Origin of the sequence: Ochrobactrum sp. A-1 (genome assembly GCF_022488005.1) — a bacterium.
Taxonomy (GTDB): Bacteria; Pseudomonadota; Alphaproteobacteria; order Rhizobiales; family Rhizobiaceae; genus Brucella.
Map to the genome: position 1 here is coordinate 456,924 of NZ_JAKVQC010000004.1, position 22,187 is coordinate 479,110.

Consider the following 22,187-nt stretch of genomic DNA (forward strand, 5'->3'; position numbering starts at 1 on the left):
ATGATAACGGAAACACTTATCCACTCTGTCCTTGCTGGAAAAGTCGCTCCTCTCGGGGCTCGCGGCGTTCCAAGCGGCATCGACAAGCAGCCGGTTTCCGGCAAGGCCCGCGTGACTTTCGAAGGGCTGGACTGCGACGCGCAGGGCGATCGGAAAGTGCATGGCGGCCCGGAAAAGGCGCTTCATCATTACCCGCACGATCATTATGCGGTCTGGCGCGAAGAGATTGGCGAAAACCCGCGTCTGAATCTGCGCGGTGCTTTCGGCGAAAACATCTCCACGTCGGGTCTCGATGAACACAATGTTGCCGTGGGCGACAGGTTCCGGCTCGGCAGTGCACTTGTCGAGGTTTCACAGGGCCGCCAGCCTTGCTGGAAACTGAACGAACGCTTTGCAACCGCCGACATGGCCGTGCGCGTCCAGAAGACGGGACGGACAGGCTGGTATTATCGTGTTCTGGAAGAAGGTCACGTGGAAACCGGCGATTCGATGACACTCTTCGACCGCCTTTCACCGGACTGGACATTGCATCGTGTCTGGCACCTACTTTATGTCGACACGCTAAACTATGACGAACTGTCCGCGATGGCAGAGCTTTCCCATCTCGCCGACAGCTGGAAGCGCTATGCAGTGCGCCGCCTCGAAAATCGTAAGGTCGAGGACTGGTCGTCACGCCTTGAAGGCAAGACTGCGGAACCGCAAAAGTAAGGAGCCGTTCGGCCCCTCTACTTGTGTTGCCCTGTTTGTAACAGCTTACGCTTGATAGGCCGCCAGTTCGTGCTGGCTCAAGAGGGCAATCTTCAGCTTCTCCATAGCACGACTTTCAATCTGCCGTACCCTCTCCTTGGAGATGCCAAGCTTTTCACCCAGCGCTTCGAGCGTCACGCCGTCATCATCGAGACGACGCTCACGGATGATGTGCAATTCGCGCTCGTTCAGCGTGTCCAGAGCCACGTTAAGCCACTGATTACGGCGTTCCATATCGATGGAACTTTCGGCGATCTCGTCCTGCAACGGATGATCGTCAACCAGAAAATCCATACGACGGGACGCGCCAGACTCGTCATTGTTCACAGGTGCCGATAGAGAACTGTCTGGTCCCGAAAGGCGGCTGTCCATGATCTCGACATCGTTTGTCGAAACACCCAACTGATCGGAAATTTCCCGATACATCTCGGCCTTGGTCATATTGTCATCGGACTGAGCCAGTTTCGAACGAAGCCGCCGCAGATTGAAAAACAGCGCCTTTTGCGCCGAACTCGTGCCACCGCGCACGATGGACCAGTTGCGCAGGATATAATCCTGCATAGACGCGCGAATCCACCACGACGCATAGGTCGAAAAACGCACTTCCCGTTCGGGATCGAAACGTGCGGCGGCTTCAAGAAGACCGACGTAACCTTCCTGAATGAGATCGTTCATCGGCAATTTGAACTTGCGGAAGCGCCCGGCCATGGAGATGACCAGTCTCATATGTGCGGATGTGATGCGATGTAGTGCTTCCTGATCTTTCAGTTCCTTCCAGCGAATGGCGAGGGCTCGCTCCTCTTCGCGCTCCAGATAGGGAGCCGACATTGCGCTGCGGATCATGGATTGAGAAGAGGCTGCTGTCGCTGGGAGGCTACGCGCAACCATAGGCATGCGATTGGCTGGAACTGCGGAAGAACTGCACATGGATGACTGCTTCATCTGGTTCTCCTGTTCTGAACTCACGCCCGACGGGCGTTCAGTGGAAGGATATGCCAGTCCCACAAAGACTCCTTGGACGAACGTGCGAATTCGCCCAAAACTCCCCGCCAGGCCTATTCTTTGGCCAATATGATTACGCCGCAAAACAAACCCGTTTACGAACTGGTGTCTGGGAGAACGCATCAGCTGCGATCAGGTTCCCTCTCTCCAAGAGATAATTCTCTGGCAACGCAGGAAGATGACCAGGGAGGTTAATGATTGATTGCGAAATTCAATAGAATTTTAACCAAACCATATTGCCCTCTATTTGCATGGAGGGCTGCGGACCCAATTCCTGCTGGTCAAGTAGCAAACAAAAAAAGCCCGGCTTTGGCCGGGCTTTTTTGAAAGAAAGCGAAGTAAAGCTTATGCGGCTTCGACTTCATCGTCCTCAATATCCGCTTCAGCGTCGGCTTTGCCACGCTTCGGTCCCTTGGCGAGATTTGCTTCGATCAGACGAACTGCTTCGGTTTCCGAAAGCTTGTTCACGGCAGCGATTTCGCGCGCCATGCGATCAAGGGCAGCTTCATAAAGCTGGCGTTCCGAATAAGACTGTTCCGGCTGGTTCTCAGCGCGGAAAAGATCGCGAACGACTTCCGAGATCGAGATCAGATCGCCGGAATTGATCTTCGCATCATATTCCTGGGCGCGGCGCGACCACATGGTACGCTTCACACGTGCGCGACCCTGTACGACCTTCAGTGCACGTTCAACATAGTCGGTCTCCGACAGCTTGCGCATACCGATGGAAGCGGCTTTGGCTACTGGCACCTTCAGGCGCATCTTGTCTTTTTCGAAATCGATCACGAAAAGCTCGAGCTTGTGGCCTGCCACTTCCTGCTCTTCGATGGTGACGATCTGGCCGACGCCATGAGCCGGATACACGATCGCCTCACCGGCCTTGAAACCGCCACGCGCTACTGGAGACTTTTTCTGCTGGGATGACATACGCTTCATTACTCCCTGTTGTGCCCGGCGCAACCCGCCGGTTGACACATGATTTTCGACCGCGCTCCGGAGATAATGAAGCACGGAAGTTGTTTGTCGGTTTGGAACTGAAAACGTATCTGACGGCAAATCTAGCCGACCGGGTGTACGGTGAGGGGGACGACGCCAAATCGCAATCATCTTCCCCGGTGCCATTCAGCCCGGTACTAAAGATCAGCCCTTTCAGAGATTAACGCATAGAGCCACGAATTGACGTCCAGTCACCGAAATTATTGGAGCAACCTAACACAATTTCGCGAAAGAATCAACAAATTGCCAAATATGTCGTATTTGGCAATGCAACACGCCTAAAAGATGGGCGTTTTCCCGTGATTTCATTCGTCTTTTGCCGATGCCTTGCAGAAAAAGCAAGTGATAATTGCTGTATTCGAGCATTGTCAGACAACCTGGCAGTCTTGACAGGCTGAACGTACGTATCTCGGAAGCGCAAGGTCTTCCGAAACAAAGACATACTTATGCAATACCGTCGTGCTTGCAGCAGCATGCAAGCAGCGCTTGCAACACCGGGCCGGTATTAGTCACCACTACCCGGCTCGGCAGAGAAATACTTCTCCAGCTTGCCAGCCACCCCGTCCATTTCCTTGGCTTCCGGCAGGGCATCCTTTTTCGCGGTAATATTGGGCCATTTTGCCGCATATTCCGTATTCAGCTCCAACCACTTGTCGAGGCCCGGCTCGGTGTCGGGGCTTATCGCCTCGGCAGGGCATTCCGGTTCACATACGCCACAGTCGATGCACTCGTCGGGATTGATGACGAGCATGTTTTCGCCTTCGTAGAAGCAATCGACCGGACAGACCTCGACGCAGTCCGTATATTTGCAGCGAATGCAATTATCGGTCACGACATACGTCATCGTCGAACTCCTGTTGCCGCCCGAATTCCAGAAGAGGCAGCTTATCTATCCTACAGCTTTGCGCCGATACTCCGGCAAGCCTACAATCGGCTCGGGGCTTTGGAATATCTCGCCACGAAGTCACTGTGCACGGAAATGGTTGCTAGTGGATTGAATTTGACGTTTGATACCTGCCCGACATCAATCTCATTTCAAACGTCAAATTCGAAAAATCCACTAGATCCATGGGTTTATTAGTGGTCTTTTAGATTCCGACATTTGCTCGAAGTCTGTATCAGACCACTAGCCTCAGCCCATGCCCTTTTATGACAATGCGTGAGGTAACGATTTTATCCTGCCATGACAAGGGTACAAACGCCGCAATGTCACGAAGTCACGCACATCTGAAACAGCATTTCGTTTGAGGGCTTTTGCGTGGAAAAGGCTTTCGCCGGGACGGTTCAACACGCAATTTCCATCACCGCCAAAAGATGCCTGCGGCAACGCGTCCGTCTCAGCTTCCGCGCAAACGATCCGTTTCACGGCGTTCTTTCTTGGTCGGGCGCCCTGCTCCGCTCTCACGTTGTGGCACTACCGCCTCCGCTGCCATCGCAGTAGCAGATGCCGGTGGCGGCGAAAGATCTTCATAAAGAAGCTGGGCTTCGGGCGCTGGACCGCGGCGCTCACCTGGAGCAACTATCTTGTAAATGAGGATACGACGATCAAGTGTGATGGTCAGCACATCGCCAACCTTCACCTGATGAGCGGCCTGCTCAATCTTGTCACGGTTGACCCGGACCTTGCCGCCGACGGCGAGTTTCGCCGCCAGCGATCTTGATTTGACCACGCGCGCAAAGAACAGCCACTTGTCGATTCGCTGTCTTGCGCCCGTTTCTGCAGTCATCTTACTTCTTCATCTGCTCTTTCAGAGCAAGAAGCTTGGCAAAAGGCGAATCGGGATCGATACGCGCAGGACGTTCCTGCTCCACCCGTTTGCCGCCCTGATGGCCATGATCGCGCTTCTGCTGACGCTGATTGCCACCACGGAAGTCACCCTTGGAACCTTCGCGCTTGCCTTCGCCGTCGTGACGCTTTTGCTTGTCGAAGCGCTTGCCGCCACGATCATTGCGTGCCTGCTGCTCTGCTCCGCCTTCCGACTTGCGTGCTTCGCCGCCCTGATCGCGGTTCTGATGACTACGATTCTGGTTGCCGCGATTTTGACGCTGACGGTTCTGATCCTGGTTGCGGTTGCGGCCTTCGAAACGACCCTGACGCCACAGAAGAACAGGCTTTGGCTCTTCAGCCACCGTTTCTGCGGTTTCACCGGCCGATGCGGCTTCTGCCGCTACAGGTGCAGCTTCTTCCGCTTTGGCTTCGGTTTCCGTTTCAGCGACAACAACAGGTGCGGGCACAGGTTCAGCCGCTGGCACAGCAGGCTTCTCAGCCTCTGCGACCGGCGAAACGCCAGTTTCCTTGGCTGCAGCTTCGGCCGCGAAAGCATCCAGCTCAGCAAGCTTCGCCGTGACGGCAGCAGCTTCCATGGCCTCGTGACGATAGCCGAGGCTCTTCAGGATTTCTTCCATATCGTCGGTCGTCGCACCGAGAATGGACATCATGGCAGGCGTGACGATGAAACGTCCGCCGTCATAAGCGCCATCCGGACGCGCACCGGAACCCGGACGCCAGGCAAGCGCCGGGCGAATGAGATCGGCAAGACGTTCGAGAATATCGATGCGCACGGCACGGCGGCCCAACACGCGATAGCCTGCCAGACGGTAGAACATCGGATCGAAGGCGGGATCGACCACGACCGACGTGCGGCCAGCGGCCAGCACATTCACGACATCGCCATAACCGGCCCGTTCGCGGCCATCGTTTTTCAGCGCCCAGAGCAGTGTAATGAGACCGGCAGGAGCAGGCTTCAGCAACATGGGCATGAAGACATGATAGGCACCGAAACGCACGCCGAGACGGCGAAGCGCCGCGCGCGAATCCTGATCGAGCCCACGCACTTCCTCTGCCACATCGCGGCGCGGAAGACTGCCAAGGTTCTCGACGATCTGGAAAGCAAGGCCGCGTGTCATGCCAGTCAGGGCATCAGCGGCAGCCAGATCGGTGAGCGGCTTCAGAACGGTTTCGATATGATGGGCGACGAACCGTTCGATACGCGCGGCAACCTTGTCGCGAGCCGCTCCGGTAAGCTGTTCGTCGGCCAGGATCACCGCACGCGGCTTCAACAGGTCATCACCTGCAACCAGCGTTGCGACCGTTGCGCCAACCCAGCGCATAACGCCATCCGAGCCGAGCGCGAAATCGCCGTTCGGCGCAGCAGCAAAGCGCTCAGCGCGACGTTCGAACTCGGCGGCCAGCGCCTTTTGTGCAGCCGACTTCACCGCCTTGGCGTCCGGCCCATCGGCCTGAACGTCAGCGGTAAAACGGAATCCTTCCAGTTGCCCGACATTGTGGCCTTCGACAATCACGTCTCCGGCAGGGCTGATTTCTGCTTCAAGCATGGCATTCTCTCTCAGGCGCCTCATAAGCACGCTTGTCCTGCGGTCTACAAAGCGTTTCGTCAACCTTTCATGCAGCGCGTCGGACAATCTGTCCTCAATTTCGCGCGTCTTTTCCTGCCAGTGTGTCGGATCGGCAAGCCATCCCGGCCTGTGCGACACAAAAGTCCAGGTTCGAATTTGCGCCACACGATGCGACAGGGTGTCGATTTCCCCCTCTGTGCTATCGGCGCGGCGCACCTGTTCGCTCATATAATCTTCATCGACGCTCCCTCGGCGGACAAGATCCTGATAGATGGTTGCAATGATATCGGCATGCTGCGCCGGCGCGATCTTGCGATAATCGGGCAGCGCGCAGGCGTCCCACAAAAGCTCGATGCGTGCCGGTGTCTTGGCGAGCCGCACAATCTCTTCGTCTTTCGACAAATTTTCAAGCGCTTGTTGATCGACGGCTGGCAAGGCCTTGGCCAATCCTTCGATCGGTGCGGGTGTTTCCAGAGAAAATCGCAGGGAATCGAGCGATGAAAAGTCGAACCGCGCCGTGCGCCACTGCAGAACTTTCACCGGATCGAAATTATGCGCTTCCACCCGCTCGACCAGTTCTTCGTCGAACGGATGCACCTGCCCTGTCACGCCGAAGGTGCCGTCACGCAGGTGTCGGCCCGCGCGCCCGGCGATCTGTCCTACTTCGGCAGGCGTCAGATCGCGGAATTGATAGCCGTCGAATTTGCGGTTCTGCGCAAAGGCGACATGATCGACATCAAGATTAAGACCCATGCCGATAGCATCGGTCGCTACCAGAAAATCGACATCGCCCGACTGGTAAAGTTCAACCTGTGCATTGCGTGTGCGCGGGCTGAGCGCGCCCATCACCACCGCAGCGCCTCCTCGCTGGCGACGGATCAGCTCGGCAATCGCGTAAACTTCATCCGCGGAAAAGGCAACAATGGCGGAACGGTTCGGCAGGCGCGTAATCTTCTTGGAACCGGCATAGGCCAGATGTGACAGGCGCGGACGCGTCACCACATTGATGCCACGCAGAAGCTTTTCCAGAATGCCGCGCATGGTCCCTGCACCAAGCAGGAGCGTCTCCTGCCGTCCGCGCAGATGCAGGATGCGGTCGGTGAATATATGGCCCCGCTCCAGATCACCGGCGAGCTGCACTTCATCGATGGCCACGAAAGCCACGTCGGTACGGCGCGGCATGGCCTCGACCGTGCAGACGGAATAGCGCGCGCCGGGCGGCACGATCTTTTCCTCACCCGTGACCAGCGCGACATTAGCCGCACCGACCCGTTCCACAACGCGGTTATAGACCTCACGCGCCAGAAGGCGCAGCGGCAGGCCGATCATCCCGCTTCCATGCGACAGCATGCGTTCGATGGCCAGATGGGTTTTGCCGGTATTGGTCGGCCCAAGCACCGCAGTCACATCGCGGCCACTCAGGGTCAGCGGCAAATCATGGGCAGGGAGTTGGTTCATGCCAATAATCGGATTCCCGGTACAAATGCCCGTCATGGGCTGGATGCTGGTTCTTGCGATAGCACTATACGACCCGCACCGAAAGCGCTCCTGTTAAGTTTCAGTATGGACGAGTTGCCAACCTTTCGGCGACCGATGTGCTGCCGGTCAATAACTTGTCGATTAACGATTGGAACGACTCTGGAACGAATCGGCGACGAATCGCTGACTCGGATAGCTTCGCCTTTTGTTCACGGCAATATATAGTAAGTCTAACACAAAACCCCACAATATGCTGAATCGGATGTTCCGCTTTTCTGGGTTCTCCTGACGCGAAACGACACCGCCGTTAACTTTTGGCAAAACCTGTCAACAGGCTGTTCCGGTAGCAATGCGATTCTTCAGAAAGTCTTAATGATTACTGATATTTCGTTAATGCCTGAAGAGTTGCAAACTCGATCTCCGTTAACCTTCAGGCCAAAGCCGGAACGAATCGGCGACGAATCGCTGATCTGTAAATATTCTTCATTTGTTCTCACCACATCTGGTGTTCAAAGTGCCCGATGCACCATAGAAAACCGAAACCGGACGAACCTTGATGAGCATTTCTTCGATTTCGCGTTAACTTTTCCGGCAATTCTGTCACGCCGACGCTGCGGATTTCAAACGTCTCGTTGCGGAAACAAAAAGGCGGACGGAGCTATTTCTCCACCCGCCTCTGTTCCAATGAAGGAGAAGGTCAGTCGCGCTCGACGCACAAGGCAACGCCCATACCGCCGCCGATGCAAAGCGTCGCCAGACCGCGCTTGGCATCACGGCGCTGCATTTCGTAAAGCAGCGTTGTCAGAACGCGCGCGCCGGAGGCACCGATCGGATGACCGATCGCGATTGCTCCGCCATTGACGTTGACGATATCCGGATTGAGCCCAAGATCACGCACAACAGCGCAGGACTGCGCTGCAAAGGCTTCATTGGCTTCGACCAGATCGAGATCGCCGACGCTCCAGCCTGCCCTTTCCAGAGCCTTTTTGGTCGCCGGAATAGGACCCGTTCCCATGATCGACGGGTCCACGCCAGCCGTTGCCCAGGAAACGATGCGCGCCAGCGGCTTCACACCACGTTTGACTGCTTCATCCGCATCCATCAGCACAACAGCCGCAGCGCCATCGTTAATCCCGGATGCATTGCCCGCAGTGACTGTTCCTTCCTTGTCGAAGGCCGGTTTCAGCTTGGTCAAAGCCTCCATCGTTGTACCGGGGCGGATATATTCGTCCGCCGAAACAACGATATCCCCCTTGCGACCCTTTACGGTAAAGGGAACGATTTCATCCTCGAACCTGCCGGTAGTCTGTGCCGCCTCAGCCTTCTGCTGGGAGGCCAGCGCAAACTCATCCTGATCACTACGGGTCAATTGCCACTGGCGGGCAATGTTTTCCGCCGTAATCCCCATGTGATAGCCATTAAAGGCATCGATCAGGCCGTCTTTCAGCATGGTGTCGGTCATCTTGAAGTCGCCCATCTTCACGCCTGACCGCAAATGCGCGCAATGCGGCGCCATCGACATGGATTCCTGACCACCCGCCACGATGATCTTGGCATCACCGGAAAGAATCTGTTGCATGCCGAGCGCGACCGCCCGCAAACCGGAACCACATAGCTGGTTGATCGAGAAGGCCGTTGTCTCCTTCGGGCAACCGGCGTCCATTGCCGCCTGCCGCGCCGGGTTCTGCCCTTCACCTGCCGTCAGCACCTGCCCGAGAATAACCTCGTCCACATCCGTCGCCGCCACACCGGCGCGTTCCAACGCGCCTTTGATGACCGTCGCACCCAGTTCATGCGCCGGGACATTGGCAAATGCACCGTTGAAAGCGCCGACTGCGGTGCGGGCCGCGCTGGCAATGACGATGGCTTTCTGGTCGGACATTCTTTCCTCCTTGCAATGTTGCGCAACACAAAGACCAAAATTCCGGCCTTGGCAAGCTTTGCCGTGCGCCAGCAACCGTCTTCATGAAAATCGATAAAGTGTTTTTCCTGTGACAAGAAGCATTCGAGTGTGCATCGCAAGCCATCATCGCTAAATTACACTGAGCTTTATATAGGAGATATCCATGCCTTCACTGACGTGAGCGCGACGAACATCCCACCTTTTCTTTTGTGAATGATGCCGCGAGATAAGCTCCTTCATTGATAGGAGCGGACCGGGATGATTGGAGATCGCGCTGATGCCATGCTTGAAGACATGGATGAAGCCAGGCATGAGGGAAAGTATCGTCGGATCGAGGTGATTACCGGCCGGCGGCAGCGGCGGAATTGGACTGACGAGGAGAAGGCGCGGATCCTTGCGGAAAGCGCGGAACCTGATGTTAACATCTCGGCCGTTGCCCGGCGCTGGGGCGTCAATCGCGGCTTGCTGAACGTCTGGCGCCGGGACGCTGGGCTGACCTCTCAACGATCTGCGAGGTCCAGTGCGCAGCAGGCGATGTTCGTGCCGGTGACGGTAGTTGGCGATCGAACGCCGGCTCCAGGCTCGCCGTCAGATGTCGCCCACTTTGCCGCGGGTCGAATTGAGATCGAGATTGCTGGCGCGCGCATGACGGTTATCGGCCCGGTAGCACCTGAACTGGCGCAAGCGATGGTGGCGGCCTTGCGAGGTCGCCGGTGATCGGAGTTTCGCCGAGTGGCGTGAAGATCATGGTGGCTACGCAACCGGTCGACTTCCGGCGCGGCATGAATGGCCTTGTGGCTTTGGTGGCGTCAGCGCTCGCGGCCGATCCCTATTGTGGCGACGTGTTCGTTTTCCGCGCCAAGCGTCTGGATCGACTTCGCTGCATTTACTGGGATGGGTCAGGCATGATCCTGGCGACAAAGTGGTTGGAGAGCGGAAAGTTTGTTTGGCCCCCGATCCGCGATGGTGCGATGCAGATGAGTGCCCAGGAGTTCTCGCTTTTGCTAGCTGGCATTGACTGGACGCGGGTCAAGCGAAACGCGGTGAGACGACCCTCAAAAGTAGGCTGATCCTATTGGTTTTGCTTGAAGATTCAGGCTAATATGATAGGGTCGGTCATGCTGCTTCGACCCGATCCCTTGCCCCAGGATGCTGCGCAATTGACCCGGATCATTCTCTTACTCGACGAAGAGAATGCCGATCTCAAAGCGCGTATTGCCTTCCTTGAGCGCCAGCTCTTCGGGACGAAATCGGAGAAGATGACGATCATCGATCCAGCCCAGGCAACGCTCGACCTGGGCGATCTAAGCGATATTCCCGTTGCAGCCAATGACGATGCCGCACCGGCCGGTGAAGACAAAACACAGGCACGGCGATCGTCTGCCCGCAATATCGGCCGCTTGCCCAAGCATCTTCCGCGCTATGAAGAGATCATTGAGCCGGAGAGCAAGATTTGCCCCTGCTGTTCGTTCGAACTGCATTGCATCGGCACGGACGTCAGCGAGGCGCTCGACATCGTACCTGCTGTTGTCCGGGTCAAACGGACGATCCGGCCGCGCTATGCATGCCGGGCCTGTGAGAGTGCCATCGTGCAAGCACCTGCACCGGCGCGCGTGATGGACGGTGGCATGGTGACCACGGCGTTTGCCGCGCATGTCGCTGTTTCGAAGTTTGCCTGGCATCTCCCGCTCAATCGACAGGCGCAAATGCTGGCCTCCTGCGGTGTCATCATCGATCGCGGTACGCTTGGCGCCTGGGTGATGCGGGTCGCCTGGTGGCTGGAGCTTCTCTATGACGCGCTTACCGCCTTTATCCGCTCGCAGCCGAGAGTGTTCTGTGACGAGACGCCGTTGCCGCGGCTCGAGCCGGGGCGCAAACGAACCAAGGTCTGCCAGTTATGGGCGCAGGCGGTTGACGACCGTCCCTGGAATGGTCCGGCACCGCCGGCCGTGGCCTATATCTTTGCCGAAAGCCGCAGCGCCCGCGAGATCGAGGGGCAATTGTCGTCGTTTACCGGCGTGCTTCAAGTCGATGGATACCAAGCCTATAAAACCATGGTCAAACGTCGGGGCAAGAGCAATGTCGCACCCATGCGGCTGGCCTTCTGCCTTGCTCATGCGCGGCGCAAGTTCGTCGATGTCGTCAAGCTGACGGGTTCTTCGGAGGCTTTGTCGATCCTTGCCAGGATTGCGGAAGTCTATCGGATCGAAGCAAAACTGCGCGGCGAAAGCGCCGATACCCGGCTCGTCGTGAGACGTCGCGAGGCTGCTCCAGTCATGAGAGAGCTGAAAGTCCACCTCACCGAACTGCGCGACGAGGTGTCGGCGAAATCGGCGCTTGGCAAGGCCGTCAGCTACACGCTCAACCATTGGAGCGGGTTGACAGCCTGCCTTGATGATGGCCGGGTCGAGATCGATTCCAATGTGGTCGAGCGTTCAATGAAATCCGTGGCCCTGACGAGGAAGAATTCGCTGTTCGTGGGCAACGAGCGGGGTGGAAAGACTTTCGCTGTCCTCGCATCGCTCGTCAACACCTGTAAACTGAATGGTGTGGACCCCGAGGTCTGGCTTGCCGATGTGCTGGAGCGCATCATCTCCGGCAAAGTGAAAGCCAACGAAATGGAAAGTCTCCTGCCGTGGGCCTGGAAGGCTGAGCGTGAAGCGATGACGCAGCAGGAGCGACGGGCGGCATGATGCACAACAGCCAGGGGACGACGGATCGACCGAAGCTTGATGACGCGGCGTTCGAAGCCTTTATCAGGGGACGCCGTCCGGCATCGCCAATCTGGTCAATGAGCGGTCTCGATGGTTATCTTACGGCTCTGATCATTGGCCCAAAGTTCATCGACCCACGCAAATGGATCCCGGAACTGACTGGCCCGGACGCCCTGAACCTGCCGATGGAAACAACCGAACATCGGGCCGTGCAGACGATCGTTGCGGAATATAACCGTATCTCGGGGAGCCTCTCTGAAACCCCGAAAGACTACCGGCCCAGGTTCACCAGGATCGATGATCAAACCTTTGATCCGTTCGATTGGGACCTCTGCTTTTTGCTGGCAACAGGATACGCGCCGAGACTTTGGCAGCCGGTTCTTCGCGGTCATGCCGTCACCGGCGATATCATTGCGCCAATTCGCAAGCTCGGCGAGACAAAACGCAAAGCCACCCGCCAGGATGCCGCTGACGTCGCTGAAGCACTCGTCAATATCCGAACCTATTTTATGCCGAAGCGGGCAAAGCAAAAGTTTTGACTGCCAGCCGGAAACCCATTCCGTCAATCACGAAAGACGTGGGCTATTCGTTGCGCTCACTCACTGACGCTCGAACGAGCCAATACGATCATTGCCGGTGCTTTTGCCAAAGCCGAAGAACTGAAACTGAAGCCGCTTGCTGTTTGCGTCCTCGATGCCGGCGGCCATGTGAAGGCTTTCCAGCGTCAGGACGGTGCGTCCATGCTCCGTTTCGAGATCGGTTCGGGCAAGGCCTATGGCGCCCTAGCGGTCGGTACCGGCTCGCGCTGGCTGAACAATCAGGCGAAGGATCGCCCACATTTCCTGGAAGGACTTTCGGGTGTATCGGGCGGCAAGATCGTGCCGGTGCCGGGCGGCGTTCTGATCAAGGATGCTGACGGCGAAATCATCGGTGCGGTCGGTATTTCCGGCGACACGTCGGATAATGACGAAATTGCAGCCATTGCCGGTATCGAAGGCGCTGGCTTTGCGTCCGACGCAGGCTGATCGCCTTCTGCTCAGTACTTCCACATAGCTGATAGATGGGGTTGGTGGACATCCAACAGCCCCATCTTGCAAGATAGAACAAAAAGGCAAGAGCTTTTTGCGATTACCGGCTTGTTCCGCCTTCTATTTCAGATTCTTACCTGCAAAAGAGGCCACAGCACCAGGGACCGCTCGTTCCGTGCTCCCGATGCGGCATGGCGTATCTGACAAGTTTAGGAATGAATCTTCATTATAGCGAGTATTTTCAAATATATTAAAGAAAGAAACAGCCGATGATACTGACAATCCGCCATTCGCAATTATTGTTTTAAGAATGTAGTCCATATCAATTACCAATCAAATTAAAATAAAACCACACACTATTCATCATAGCGCAATGCGGCTTAACTTTGTTTTTTTACCAAGTAATCAAAAAGTGATCAAATACAGATTATATTTATGAAATCATCTTACAATTATAAAATTATCGTAAAAAAACGCCGCTTCCGGAAACCGGAAACGGCGTTCTTGAAAACCATCCTTCGGCTGCAATGCAGCTTCAGACTTATTCCTTAGCTTCGAGGACCTGACGGCCGCGATACATACCGCTCTTGAGATCGATATGATGCGGACGACGAAGTTCGCCCGAGTTCTTATCCTCGACATAGGTCGGGGCCTTGAGAGCGTCAGCCGAACGGCGCATGCCGCGCTTCGACGGAGACGTTTTTCGTTTTGGTACTGCCATGGATCCAGCTCCACTGATCGGTCAATAAACGTCCGGCACGGCCCCGAAGAGCCTGTCACATCGGACAAAATTCCGGAAAGTCACGTGCCTATACACGCTCTAACGGCGTTTGACCAGCGGGAGTCTGATCTTTTTTTCGTATCGCGTATTTATTGCACGCAAACCACATAGGGTCCCGACCGTGCAGCGCGCCCGGCAACGATCCGGGCAATGCGCTGCATGTTCCGCGTCGGCTTGGCTGGATTGCGCAAAGCCGGGTTCGGCAACGTGACGGCAAGCAATGCGGATTGCTGCGCGTTGAGTTTTGCTGCCGGACGCTTGAAATAATGCTGGGCGGCGGCCTCGATCCCGTAAATGCCCGGTCCCCACTCGGCGATATTCAGATAGATTTCCATAATGCGCTTTTTGGACAGAATACCGTCAGCAGCCAGCGCTAGCGGAAATTCGAGCCCCTTGCGGACATAAGAGCGCCCATTCCAGAGGAAGAGGTTCTTCACGGTCTGCATCGTGATTGTGGAAGCGCCGCGGCTCGGGCCACCCTCGCCCGCATCGTCCAGAACCAGCCCAAGCTGATGCCAGTCCACCCCGCCATGGCTACAGAACTGACCATCCTCAGCCATCATCACCGAATTGACGAGAACTGGCGCGACGTCATCGATACTGACCCATCTGCGGTCCACCCCCTGAAACAGAACATAGTCCTTGACCATCAGGGTCGAAATCGGGCGGACGAAGGGCACGGAATACACAAGAAGCAGGAAAATCGGCAATACGGCCAGAATCACCAGGATCTTGAGCGCGAGAGCAATCCGGGCACCCCAAACGGGATCTGCCAGATAATTGCGTCCATCTTTGCTCTTGATGATGATTTTTGCCACTGCCACCGCCTGCTACCTTCCCCCAAGCGACATAAACCATTCCTTAATAAGTTTGAACCGGATTCCATAATCCAACCGGGGAAACAAGTCGAAACGCGCCGTTTCGTGACGTTCAAATGAAAAAGCCTGTGCTGATCGTTGTGGCCAGTTGACCAATTCAGCGCTTTCGTCCATCCCCTTTGCCATGGAAAAGCTGTCGACCGATTTCACCGCCGTTCTCAACCATCGCGCCATGGAAGTGGAAATGGTACTGACGGGCCTTCTGGACCAGCGCCTCAGGACGGGAGAAATCGCCCGCCCGGAACGGCTGCTCGCTGCCATGCGCCACGGTGTCCTGAATGGCGGCAAGCGCCTCCGGCCTTTTCTCCTTGTCGAAAGTGCCGCTTTGTTCGGCGAAGGTGGCGACGCTGTTCTGCGTGTTGCTGCCGCTCTCGAATGCATTCACTGCTATTCGCTTGTCCATGACGATCTGCCAGCCATGGACGACGATGATCTGCGGCGCGGTCAGCCGACAGTGCACAAGGCATTTGATGAAGCCGCCGCCATTCTGGCGGGTGACGGCCTTCTGACCTATGCTTTCGATATCATCTCGTCGGATGAAACCAATCTCGATGCAGCAATTCGCGTGCAACTGGTTTCAGCGCTTGCCCGCGCATCCGGCCTCGGAGGCATGGTGGGCGGACAGGCTCTCGACCTGATGGCCGAAACCAGCAAGCCCGACGAAGCCGGTATTATCACGCTGCAGGCCATGAAGACCGGCGCGCTGATCCGTTTCGCCTGCGAAGCCGGAGCCATCATCGCCAATGCATCCAGCGAAGACCGTGAGCGTATGGCCGAATTCGGCTCGGCCATCGGCCTTGCCTTCCAGTTGGCGGACGATCTTCTGGACGTCACTGCCGACGCAGAGGCGATGGGCAAGGCGACCGGCAAGGATGCCGCCGCCGGAAAAGCCACGCTGGTATCACTTCACGGCATCGACTGGACGCGCAAGCAACTGTCCGGACTGGTTGCCCAAGCGGAAAGCCTGCTGGCGCCTTTCGGCAAGGATGCGGACATCCTGAAGCAGGCCGCCCGCTTCATCGCCGAACGCCAGAGCTAAAATTTACAGATCGTCCTCGCGTACCTTAATGAGGACCACATCATCAGCTGAAAGCACGCGTCCGTCCTGAGCGCGAACATCGAGCGCCGCTACATCCTCGCCTGAAACGCCGTCGACGAGGCGTGAATGTGTCTCGCCCGGCGCAAAGAGGTGCTTTTCACCCCATTGCCGGAGCGACACAATAACAGGCAGCAGATCGCGCCCTTTTGCCGTCAGGCGATATTCCTGATGCGCCCCGCCATTGGGGTCCGGAACGGATTCCATGATCCCCTCGCCCGTCAGCTTGCGCAGGCGTTCCGAGAGAATATTGCGGGCGATCCCCAGATTCTTCTGAAAGGTGCTGAAGCGCGTCACGCCGTCAAAAGCCTCGCGCACGATCAGCAGCGACCACCAGTCTCCAATGACATCAAGCGCCCGCGCACTCGGGCAATAATCGCCTTTCATGCTTTTCTTCCGAACCATGTTCACTCCATCGACTGCAATCTGGTTGCAATATAAAACCTTTTACGCTATATGCAAAATGGTTTCATTTTGAAACCATTTTAGGAGTCCATCATGCAAACTTCAACCGACGCGGCAACAACGCTGTCCGCGAACCCTGATGCGCGCCCTTTGCTTTCTTCCACCACTCTTTTTCTGTTTGCGGCTGCAAGCGGACTGGCGGTAGCCAATGTCTATTTCGCTCACCCGCTACTTGATGTGATGGCCGATGACCTTGGCCTCAAGCGCTCAACAGCAGGCCTCATCGTCGCTGCCAGCCAGCTCGGTTATGCAATTGGTCTGATTTTCCTTGTTCCGCTCGGCGATCTGCTCAACCGGCGCAAACTCATCATCACGCATTTTCTTCTGTCGGTCCTGTCCCTGATTGCAATCGGTTTTGCGGCCAATGCCACCGTGCTTCTGGTCGCCATGGCCTTTATGGGATTACTCGCCGTCGTCACACAGGCACTTGTCGCCTACGCGGCCAACCTCGCAACACCGGCGCGACGCGGCCATGTGGTCGGCATCGTAACCAGTGGCATTGTGCTCGGTATATTGCTGGCGCGCGCGATAGCTGGCGTCCTCACCGACATTGGTGGCTGGCGCAGCGTCTATTTCGTTTCCGCCATTCTCACGCTTTTGATCGCGTTCATGCTCTGGCGCAACCTCCCAGACCAGAAACGACAGCAGACAAGCCTCAGCTATCCGGCACTCATTTTGTCGCTCGTGACGCTGTTTCGTTCCGAGCCTGTGCTGCGCATTCGCGCCATCATCGCGATGCTGATCTTCGCCAATATCACCACTTTGCTCGCCCCAATGGTTATGCCGCTTAGTGCACCACCCTTCGAACTGAGCCATGCTGAGATCGGTCTGTTCGGGCTCGCAGGTGCAGCCGGAGCGCTCGCCGCATCGCGTGCCGGGAGCGTGGCGGATCGCGGTCATGCCCAGCGCATGACAGGCTTCGCCTTGTTGTTGATGTTCTTCTCATGGGGACCGATAGCCCTGCTGGGGCATTCGCTGCTCTGGCTGATCGCAGGCGTGCTGATACTCGACTTTGGCCTTCAGGCCGTCCACGTCACCAATCAGGCGATGATCTACCGTGTGCGACCGGACGCACAAAACAGGCTCACCGCCGCCTACATGGTTTTCTATTCCATCGGCAGCGCAAGCGGTTCGGCAGTTTCAACCTGGATCTATGCTCATGCAGGCTGGAATGGCGTTTGCCTGCTCGGCGCAGGCATCAGCCTTGTCACGCTCATCTTCTGGGCAGCAACGCTAAAAACGACGCCAGAAGCCGCGACACGCGCGGTCATCTGTACAGCTTAGTTCTGACCAGATGCCACCTTCTGCTCAAGCCCGAAGCGGTTCTCGATGTAATCGGCAACCATCTTCTGGAAGTCCTCGGCAATGGCAGGACCACGCAGCGTCGTGACCTTCTTGCCATCGACAAAGACTGGTGCGGACGGCGTTTCGCCCGTACCGGGAAGGGAAATGCCGATATCCGCGTGCTTCGACTCGCCCGGACCGTTGACGATGCAGCCCATCACAGCAACCGAGAGCGCTTCCACGCCCGGATATTTCTCGCGCCAGACTGGCATATTGCGACGAATATCGTCCTGAATGGTCTGCGCCAGTTCCTGAAACACGGTCGACGTCGTGCGTCCGCAACCGGGACATGCCGCAACGATAGGGATGAACTGTCGGAAGCCCATAGTCTGGAGCAATTCCTGCGATACCTGCACTTCGCGGGTGCGGTCGCCGCCGGGTTCCGGGGTCAGCGAAATGCGGATCGTGTCGCCAATGCCCTGCTGCAGCAGAATGCCCATGGCCGCCGACGAAGCGACAATGCCCTTGGTGCCCATGCCAGCTTCGGTGAGGCCCAGATGCAGCGCATGATTGGAACGCTGCGCCAGCATCGTATAGACGGCGATCAAGTCCTGCACCTGGCTGACCTTGGCCGACAGAATGATCTTGTCGCGGCCAAGACCGATCTCTTCAGCAAGATTGGCGGAAATCAGAGCCGACTGCACAATGGCTTCGCGCATGACTTCCTGTGCGCTCAATGGCGCGCCAGCGTCCTGATTGCGATCCATCAGCGTGGTCAGCAATTCCTGATCGAGCGACCCCCAGTTCACGCCGATACGCACCGGTTTGTCATAGCGGATCGCCATTTCGACGATATCGGCGAACTGCTTGTCCTTCTTGTCCTTGAAACCGACATTGCCCGGATTGATACGATATTTTGCAAGCGCTTCCGCGCAGGCCGGATGATCGGCGAGCAGCTTATGACCGATATAATGGAAATCGCCGACCAGAGGCACATCATGGCCAAGTCGCTCCAGCCGTTCGCGAATTTTCGGAACAGCGGCCGCCGATTCATCACGATCCACCGTAATACGCACGATTTCCGAACCGGCTCGGTGAAGTGCAGCCACCTGCGCGACCGTGGAATCCACATCCGCCGTGTCCGTGTTGGTCATTGACTGCACGACGACGGGCGCACTGCCGCCGACGATAACGCCACCGACACTGACGCCAACCGATTGGCGGCGAGGAAATGGATGCGAAAAATAGCTGACGGTCTCGGAAGACATTTTGCTCTGTTCTTAACTGTACCTGTTTTCAGGTGACGCAGCGCGACGCGATTGTCAACGCCCGCATTTATCTGGGTCTGCGTATATCCGGCTTTCGCTTTATATAATCGCTTGCCGACGCAATGTCGCCCTCTCATTATGTCGTGACCACAAGGAGGATCCTGCCCATGACCGACGCAACTGCCCGCAAGACCGCAATCGTCACCGGATCAAATTCCGGGATCGGCCTCGGTATAGCCCATGCGCTGGCGGCGGCGGGACAAAACGTCGTGATCAACTCATTCACCGACCGTGACGAGGATCACGCGCTCGCGGCCAAGCTGGGCTCGGAACATGGTGTCAGCGTGGTCTATATAGCAGCCGATATGTCGAAGGCCGACCAATGCCGCAAGCTCATCGCAGAAACGGTGAAGCGGTTCGGCCACGCGGACATTCTCGTCAACAATGCCGGTATCCAGCATGTATCTCCGGTCGAAGAGTTTCCACCTGACCAATGGGACCGCATCATCGCAATCAACCTGACATCGGCCTTTCACACCTCTGCTGCCGCGATCCCGCATATGCGTAAGAGCGGCTGGGGCCGCATAATCAATATCGCTTCAGCGCATGGCCTCGTGGCATCGCCGTTCAAGTCGGCATATGTGGCCGCCAAGCACGGCATTGTCGGCTTCACCAAAACGCTGGCGCTGGAACTTGCAACCGCAAAGATCACCGCCAATTCCATCTGCCCCGGCTATGTCCTGACCCCGCTTGTCGAGGCGCAGATACCGGACCAGATGAAGGCCTATCACATGGACCGCGAAAGCGTGATCCGCGAAGTGATGCTGGACAAACAGCCAACGAAGGAATTTGTCACTACCGCACAGATTGGCGCCGTTGCCGCTTTCCTCGCAAGCGATGCGGCAGCGCAGATCAACGGCGCTGCCATTCCTGTCGATGGCGGCTGGACGGCAGAGTAGCGCATCCCGAAAAGTGGGAACCGGTTTTCGGGATGCGCGTCATAAGAAAGTTCAATGCTTATGGTCGGCGTATCGGGCCAGGCTTGAGAAGGCCAGCACGACCAGCAACAAGGCCGGAAGCGCCAGAAACACCACGCCGAAGCCGCTATGCTTTGCGACAAAACCAATCAGCGACGGCGCCACCAGCATACCCGAATAGCCGAGCGTCGTTGCGATGGACAGACCGACACTCGGATTGACACCCGGCATGTTGCCAGCCATCGAGAAGGCTATCGGCACCATGTTGGAAATACCGACCCCGCAGATCGCGAAGCCGATAATCGCGGTTGCCGAACTGTTTCCAAAACCGACGATCAGCATTCCGATGATGGCAATGACCGTGCAGGCACGCAGGGTTGTAACCGCACCGAACCGGTCGCGAACCAGATCGCCTGCAAAACGCATGATCGCCATTGAACCCGAAAAGGCCGCAAAGCCGAAGCCCGCCACCGTAACGGAAGCGCCCAAATCCTGGCGCATATGATAGGCACCCCAATCGAGAATCGCCCCTTCCGGTACCATGGAAAACAGCGCCATGACACCGACAAGCCAGGGCAGAGGATTGCGTGGCAAGGTAAGCTTCTGCTTTTCGCCGCTGGGATGATGATGCTCCGTGTCCGGGATGATCGAGGGCCAGGCGATGGCGATCAGGATAGCGGCGACAATCGTCGTGACCAGCGCATGAACAGTCGATCCGAATTGCGCGATGAGAAAGCCGCCCGTGGCAGCGCCGATGAGGCCGCCAAGGCTCCAGAAAGCGTGACAGGATGACATGATTGCCCGGCGCATCTTTTTCTCGACAGCCACCGCATTGGCATTCATGGAGACATCCATCGCAGCCATGGTCCCGCCGAAATAAAACATAACGATCACAGCCGTGACCACATTCGGCACCAGTGCGACGATGAGCAGCGCCGGGATAAAGGCAAGTGCAAAAATGCGCACCACCATACCAGAACCGCGATGCGCAGAAAGCGCACCTGCGACCGGCATCATGGCCAGAGAACCAAGGCCAAAGACGAGGATCATCAGTCCCATTCCGGCACTATCAAGTCCGAGGCGCTCGGCAAACTCCGGGATTTTCGGGGCCCAGCCACCAAAAATATAGCCATTCATCAGAAAGAGAAGTGCAACGGCAATCCGCTCTCTGGTTATAATCGGCGCGCGTGCAGGCGCCGCATCTTCTCGTCCGGAAACCTGTTCCATCTATCCCTCAGTTGCGGTCCGCTGCCGCACGTAAAATCTTCATACCTGAAGCCGCATAGGGCGCAAGCGCTGCTTCATCCGCATCATATTCGACAGCCATGACACCGACATCGTCCAAGGGAACGACGTCATGGGCGGCAACCGTACCAAGCTTGTCGCTTGTAATAGCAAGCGCCACTATCCGGCTGCGTCCGGCAATCACCCGTTTGAATTCCGCATCGTCCAGATGCAGTGCCGTCACGCCGATTTCGGCAGCAATACCGCATGCACCCAAAACGCAAAGATCAGGACGCAACAGCTCGGCGTCGCGCAACGCGCGTGCGCCCACTGCGGCGCTGACCCGCCGGTCGATTGGGCCGCCGATCATGATCAGCTCAATCTCCGGCGATCTCATGAGAATTGCAGCAATGGACGGCGTATTGGTGACGATGGTGATAGCTTCGCCGCGTTCGACCAAAAGCCGCGCCAGCGCCGTGTTCACCGAAGACGCATCGAGAAACACCGTCATGCCTGGCTTGACCAGTCCTACCAAGACGGCAGCCAGTGCGGCCTTCGCCAGTGGTCGCTCGGAATCCCGTTCTGCAAGCGGAGAAGGTTCAAGCACCGCGCGTAACGCACCACCATAGACACGCTTGCAGAGCCCTGCCGCCGCCAACTCGCGCAGATCGCGCCGGATCGTATCCTCGGACACACCGAAGCTTTCCGCCAGCTCGGTTGCCAGCACGCGACCCGACTGTTGCAGCAGTTCCTGAATGCGCGCCTGTCTTTCGTGAAGCAGAAGCTCTGTCACCGTCACCTCTTTCAACATGCACAATCATGCATAAATCGGCACAAACATGCATAGCAGATTTTGGAAGCCCTGCAAGCGCAAACAAAAGCCGTGCCTTTTGACAGGCACTGCATTAATATTTCTGATGCTTTTAACGACTGCGAAAGCGACAGTTACGGTCTGACGGGCCGCTACGCTTCCCCCTCATCCTGAGCC

At 56.9% G+C, this 22,187-nt stretch carries 21 protein-coding genes; 9 read left to right on the forward strand and 12 right to left on the reverse strand.

The genetic code is table 11. From position 1 onward, the window contains the following. On the forward strand, positions 1 to 708 hold the full coding sequence (locus MKS82_RS11810) for an MOSC domain-containing protein (RefSeq protein ID WP_181394321.1): 708 nt from the start codon (positions 1 to 3) through the stop codon (positions 706 to 708). A 45-nt stretch (positions 709 to 753) separates the two neighbouring features. Here the strand turns inward: MKS82_RS11810 and MKS82_RS11815 are convergent, their stop codons facing one another. The 6 genes from MKS82_RS11815 to MKS82_RS11840 form a co-directional block, all read right to left on the reverse strand. Continuing rightward, a complete protein-coding gene (locus tag MKS82_RS11815; protein ID WP_109989008.1) occupies positions 754 to 1,689 on the reverse strand; it encodes an RNA polymerase factor sigma-32 in 936 nt (311 codons plus the stop codon). 405 nt (positions 1,690 to 2,094) lie between these two features. After that, on the reverse strand, positions 2,095 to 2,676 hold the full coding sequence (locus MKS82_RS11820; RefSeq protein WP_109989009.1) for a CarD family transcriptional regulator: 582 nt from the start codon (positions 2,674 to 2,676) through the stop codon (positions 2,095 to 2,097). 574 nt (positions 2,677 to 3,250) lie between these two features. Further along, positions 3,251 to 3,589, reverse strand: a complete 339-nt coding sequence (fdxA, locus tag MKS82_RS11825) for a ferredoxin FdxA (RefSeq protein ID WP_006467781.1) — start codon at positions 3,587 to 3,589, stop codon at positions 3,251 to 3,253. 493 nt (positions 3,590 to 4,082) lie between these two features. Beyond that, positions 4,083 to 4,472, reverse strand: a complete 390-nt coding sequence (locus MKS82_RS11830) for an RNA-binding S4 domain-containing protein (protein ID WP_109989011.1) — start codon at positions 4,470 to 4,472, stop codon at positions 4,083 to 4,085. Position 4,473: 1 nt separating this feature from the next. Beyond that, a complete protein-coding gene (locus MKS82_RS11835) occupies positions 4,474 to 7,560 on the reverse strand; it encodes a helicase-related protein (RefSeq protein WP_109989012.1) in 3,087 nt (1,028 codons plus the stop codon). Between the two features lie 718 nt (positions 7,561 to 8,278). Next, entirely contained in the window at positions 8,279 to 9,463 is a 1,185-nt protein-coding gene (locus MKS82_RS11840; RefSeq protein WP_240578881.1) for an acetyl-CoA C-acetyltransferase, read from the reverse strand. A gap of 279 nt (positions 9,464 to 9,742) precedes the next feature. On the opposite strand from MKS82_RS11840, the gene tnpA reads away from it, so the two are divergent. Genes tnpA through MKS82_RS11865 form a run of 5 tightly spaced genes read left to right on the forward strand, consistent with a single transcriptional unit; the run spans position 9,743 to position 13,223 of the window. Further along, positions 9,743 to 10,201 carry an IS66-like element accessory protein TnpA gene (tnpA, locus tag MKS82_RS11845; RefSeq protein WP_168436537.1) on the forward strand — a complete coding sequence of 153 codons (459 nt, stop codon included), beginning with the start codon at positions 9,743 to 9,745 and terminating at the stop codon, positions 10,199 to 10,201. After that, on the forward strand, positions 10,198 to 10,554 hold the full coding sequence (gene tnpB / locus MKS82_RS11850; RefSeq protein ID WP_105528926.1) for an IS66 family insertion sequence element accessory protein TnpB: 357 nt from the start codon (positions 10,198 to 10,200) through the stop codon (positions 10,552 to 10,554). Before tnpA ends, tnpB begins: the two co-directional genes overlap by 4 nt. 48 nt (positions 10,555 to 10,602) lie before the next feature. Further along, a complete protein-coding gene (gene tnpC / locus MKS82_RS11855) occupies positions 10,603 to 12,177 on the forward strand; it encodes an IS66 family transposase (RefSeq protein ID WP_151607717.1) in 1,575 nt (524 codons plus the stop codon). Next, entirely contained in the window at positions 12,174 to 12,737 is a 564-nt protein-coding gene (locus MKS82_RS11860; RefSeq protein WP_105528924.1) for a UPF0149 family protein, read from the forward strand. Before tnpC ends, MKS82_RS11860 begins: the two co-directional genes overlap by 4 nt. 45 nt (positions 12,738 to 12,782) lie before the next feature. Continuing rightward, on the forward strand, positions 12,783 to 13,223 hold the full coding sequence (locus tag MKS82_RS11865) for a GlcG/HbpS family heme-binding protein (RefSeq protein WP_240579028.1): 441 nt from the start codon (positions 12,783 to 12,785) through the stop codon (positions 13,221 to 13,223). A 544-nt stretch (positions 13,224 to 13,767) separates the two neighbouring features. On the opposite strand, the gene rpmF is transcribed toward MKS82_RS11865, so the two are convergent. Continuing rightward, the gene (gene rpmF, locus MKS82_RS11870) at positions 13,768 to 13,947 is read right to left on the reverse strand and encodes a 50S ribosomal protein L32 (RefSeq protein ID WP_006467787.1); all 180 of its coding nucleotides are present in this window, start codon (positions 13,945 to 13,947) and stop codon (positions 13,768 to 13,770) included. A 149-nt stretch (positions 13,948 to 14,096) separates the two neighbouring features. Then, positions 14,097 to 14,825, reverse strand: a complete 729-nt coding sequence (gene mtgA, locus MKS82_RS11875) for a monofunctional biosynthetic peptidoglycan transglycosylase (RefSeq protein WP_176038049.1) — start codon at positions 14,823 to 14,825, stop codon at positions 14,097 to 14,099. Between the two features lie 184 nt (positions 14,826 to 15,009). Between mtgA and MKS82_RS11880 the strand changes: the two genes are divergently transcribed. Beyond that, positions 15,010 to 15,924 (forward strand): polyprenyl synthetase family protein, encoded by a 915-nt coding sequence (locus MKS82_RS11880; RefSeq protein ID WP_109989045.1) that lies wholly within the window; start codon positions 15,010 to 15,012, stop codon positions 15,922 to 15,924. Between the two features lie 3 nt (positions 15,925 to 15,927). Here MKS82_RS11880 and MKS82_RS11885 read toward each other — a convergent pair whose 3' ends face one another. Next, positions 15,928 to 16,386, reverse strand: a complete 459-nt coding sequence (locus MKS82_RS11885) for a winged helix-turn-helix transcriptional regulator (protein WP_109989016.1) — start codon at positions 16,384 to 16,386, stop codon at positions 15,928 to 15,930. A 93-nt stretch (positions 16,387 to 16,479) separates the two neighbouring features. Between MKS82_RS11885 and MKS82_RS11890 the strand changes: the two genes are divergently transcribed. Next, positions 16,480 to 17,730 carry an MFS transporter gene (locus tag MKS82_RS11890; RefSeq protein ID WP_240578882.1) on the forward strand — a complete coding sequence of 417 codons (1,251 nt, stop codon included), beginning with the start codon at positions 16,480 to 16,482 and terminating at the stop codon, positions 17,728 to 17,730. Here the strand turns inward: MKS82_RS11890 and ispG are convergent. Next, positions 17,727 to 18,998 carry a flavodoxin-dependent (E)-4-hydroxy-3-methylbut-2-enyl-diphosphate synthase gene (gene ispG, locus MKS82_RS11895; RefSeq protein ID WP_109989018.1) on the reverse strand — a complete coding sequence of 424 codons (1,272 nt, stop codon included), beginning with the start codon at positions 18,996 to 18,998 and terminating at the stop codon, positions 17,727 to 17,729. The two genes, MKS82_RS11890 and ispG, sit on opposite strands and share 4 nt — an antisense overlap. A 167-nt stretch (positions 18,999 to 19,165) precedes the next feature. On the opposite strand from ispG, the gene MKS82_RS11900 reads away from it, so the two are divergent. Next, positions 19,166 to 19,957 (forward strand): 3-hydroxybutyrate dehydrogenase, encoded by a 792-nt coding sequence (locus MKS82_RS11900; protein WP_109989019.1) that lies wholly within the window; start codon positions 19,166 to 19,168, stop codon positions 19,955 to 19,957. A 51-nt stretch (positions 19,958 to 20,008) separates the two neighbouring features. Here the strand turns inward: MKS82_RS11900 and MKS82_RS11905 are convergent, their stop codons facing one another. Then, entirely contained in the window at positions 20,009 to 21,202 is a 1,194-nt protein-coding gene (locus tag MKS82_RS11905) for an MFS transporter (protein WP_109989020.1), read from the reverse strand. A gap of 7 nt (positions 21,203 to 21,209) precedes the next feature. Next, positions 21,210 to 22,010 (reverse strand): DeoR/GlpR family DNA-binding transcription regulator, encoded by an 801-nt coding sequence (locus MKS82_RS11910; RefSeq protein WP_109989021.1) that lies wholly within the window; start codon positions 22,008 to 22,010, stop codon positions 21,210 to 21,212. Positions 22,011 to 22,187: the final 177 nt, after the last annotated feature.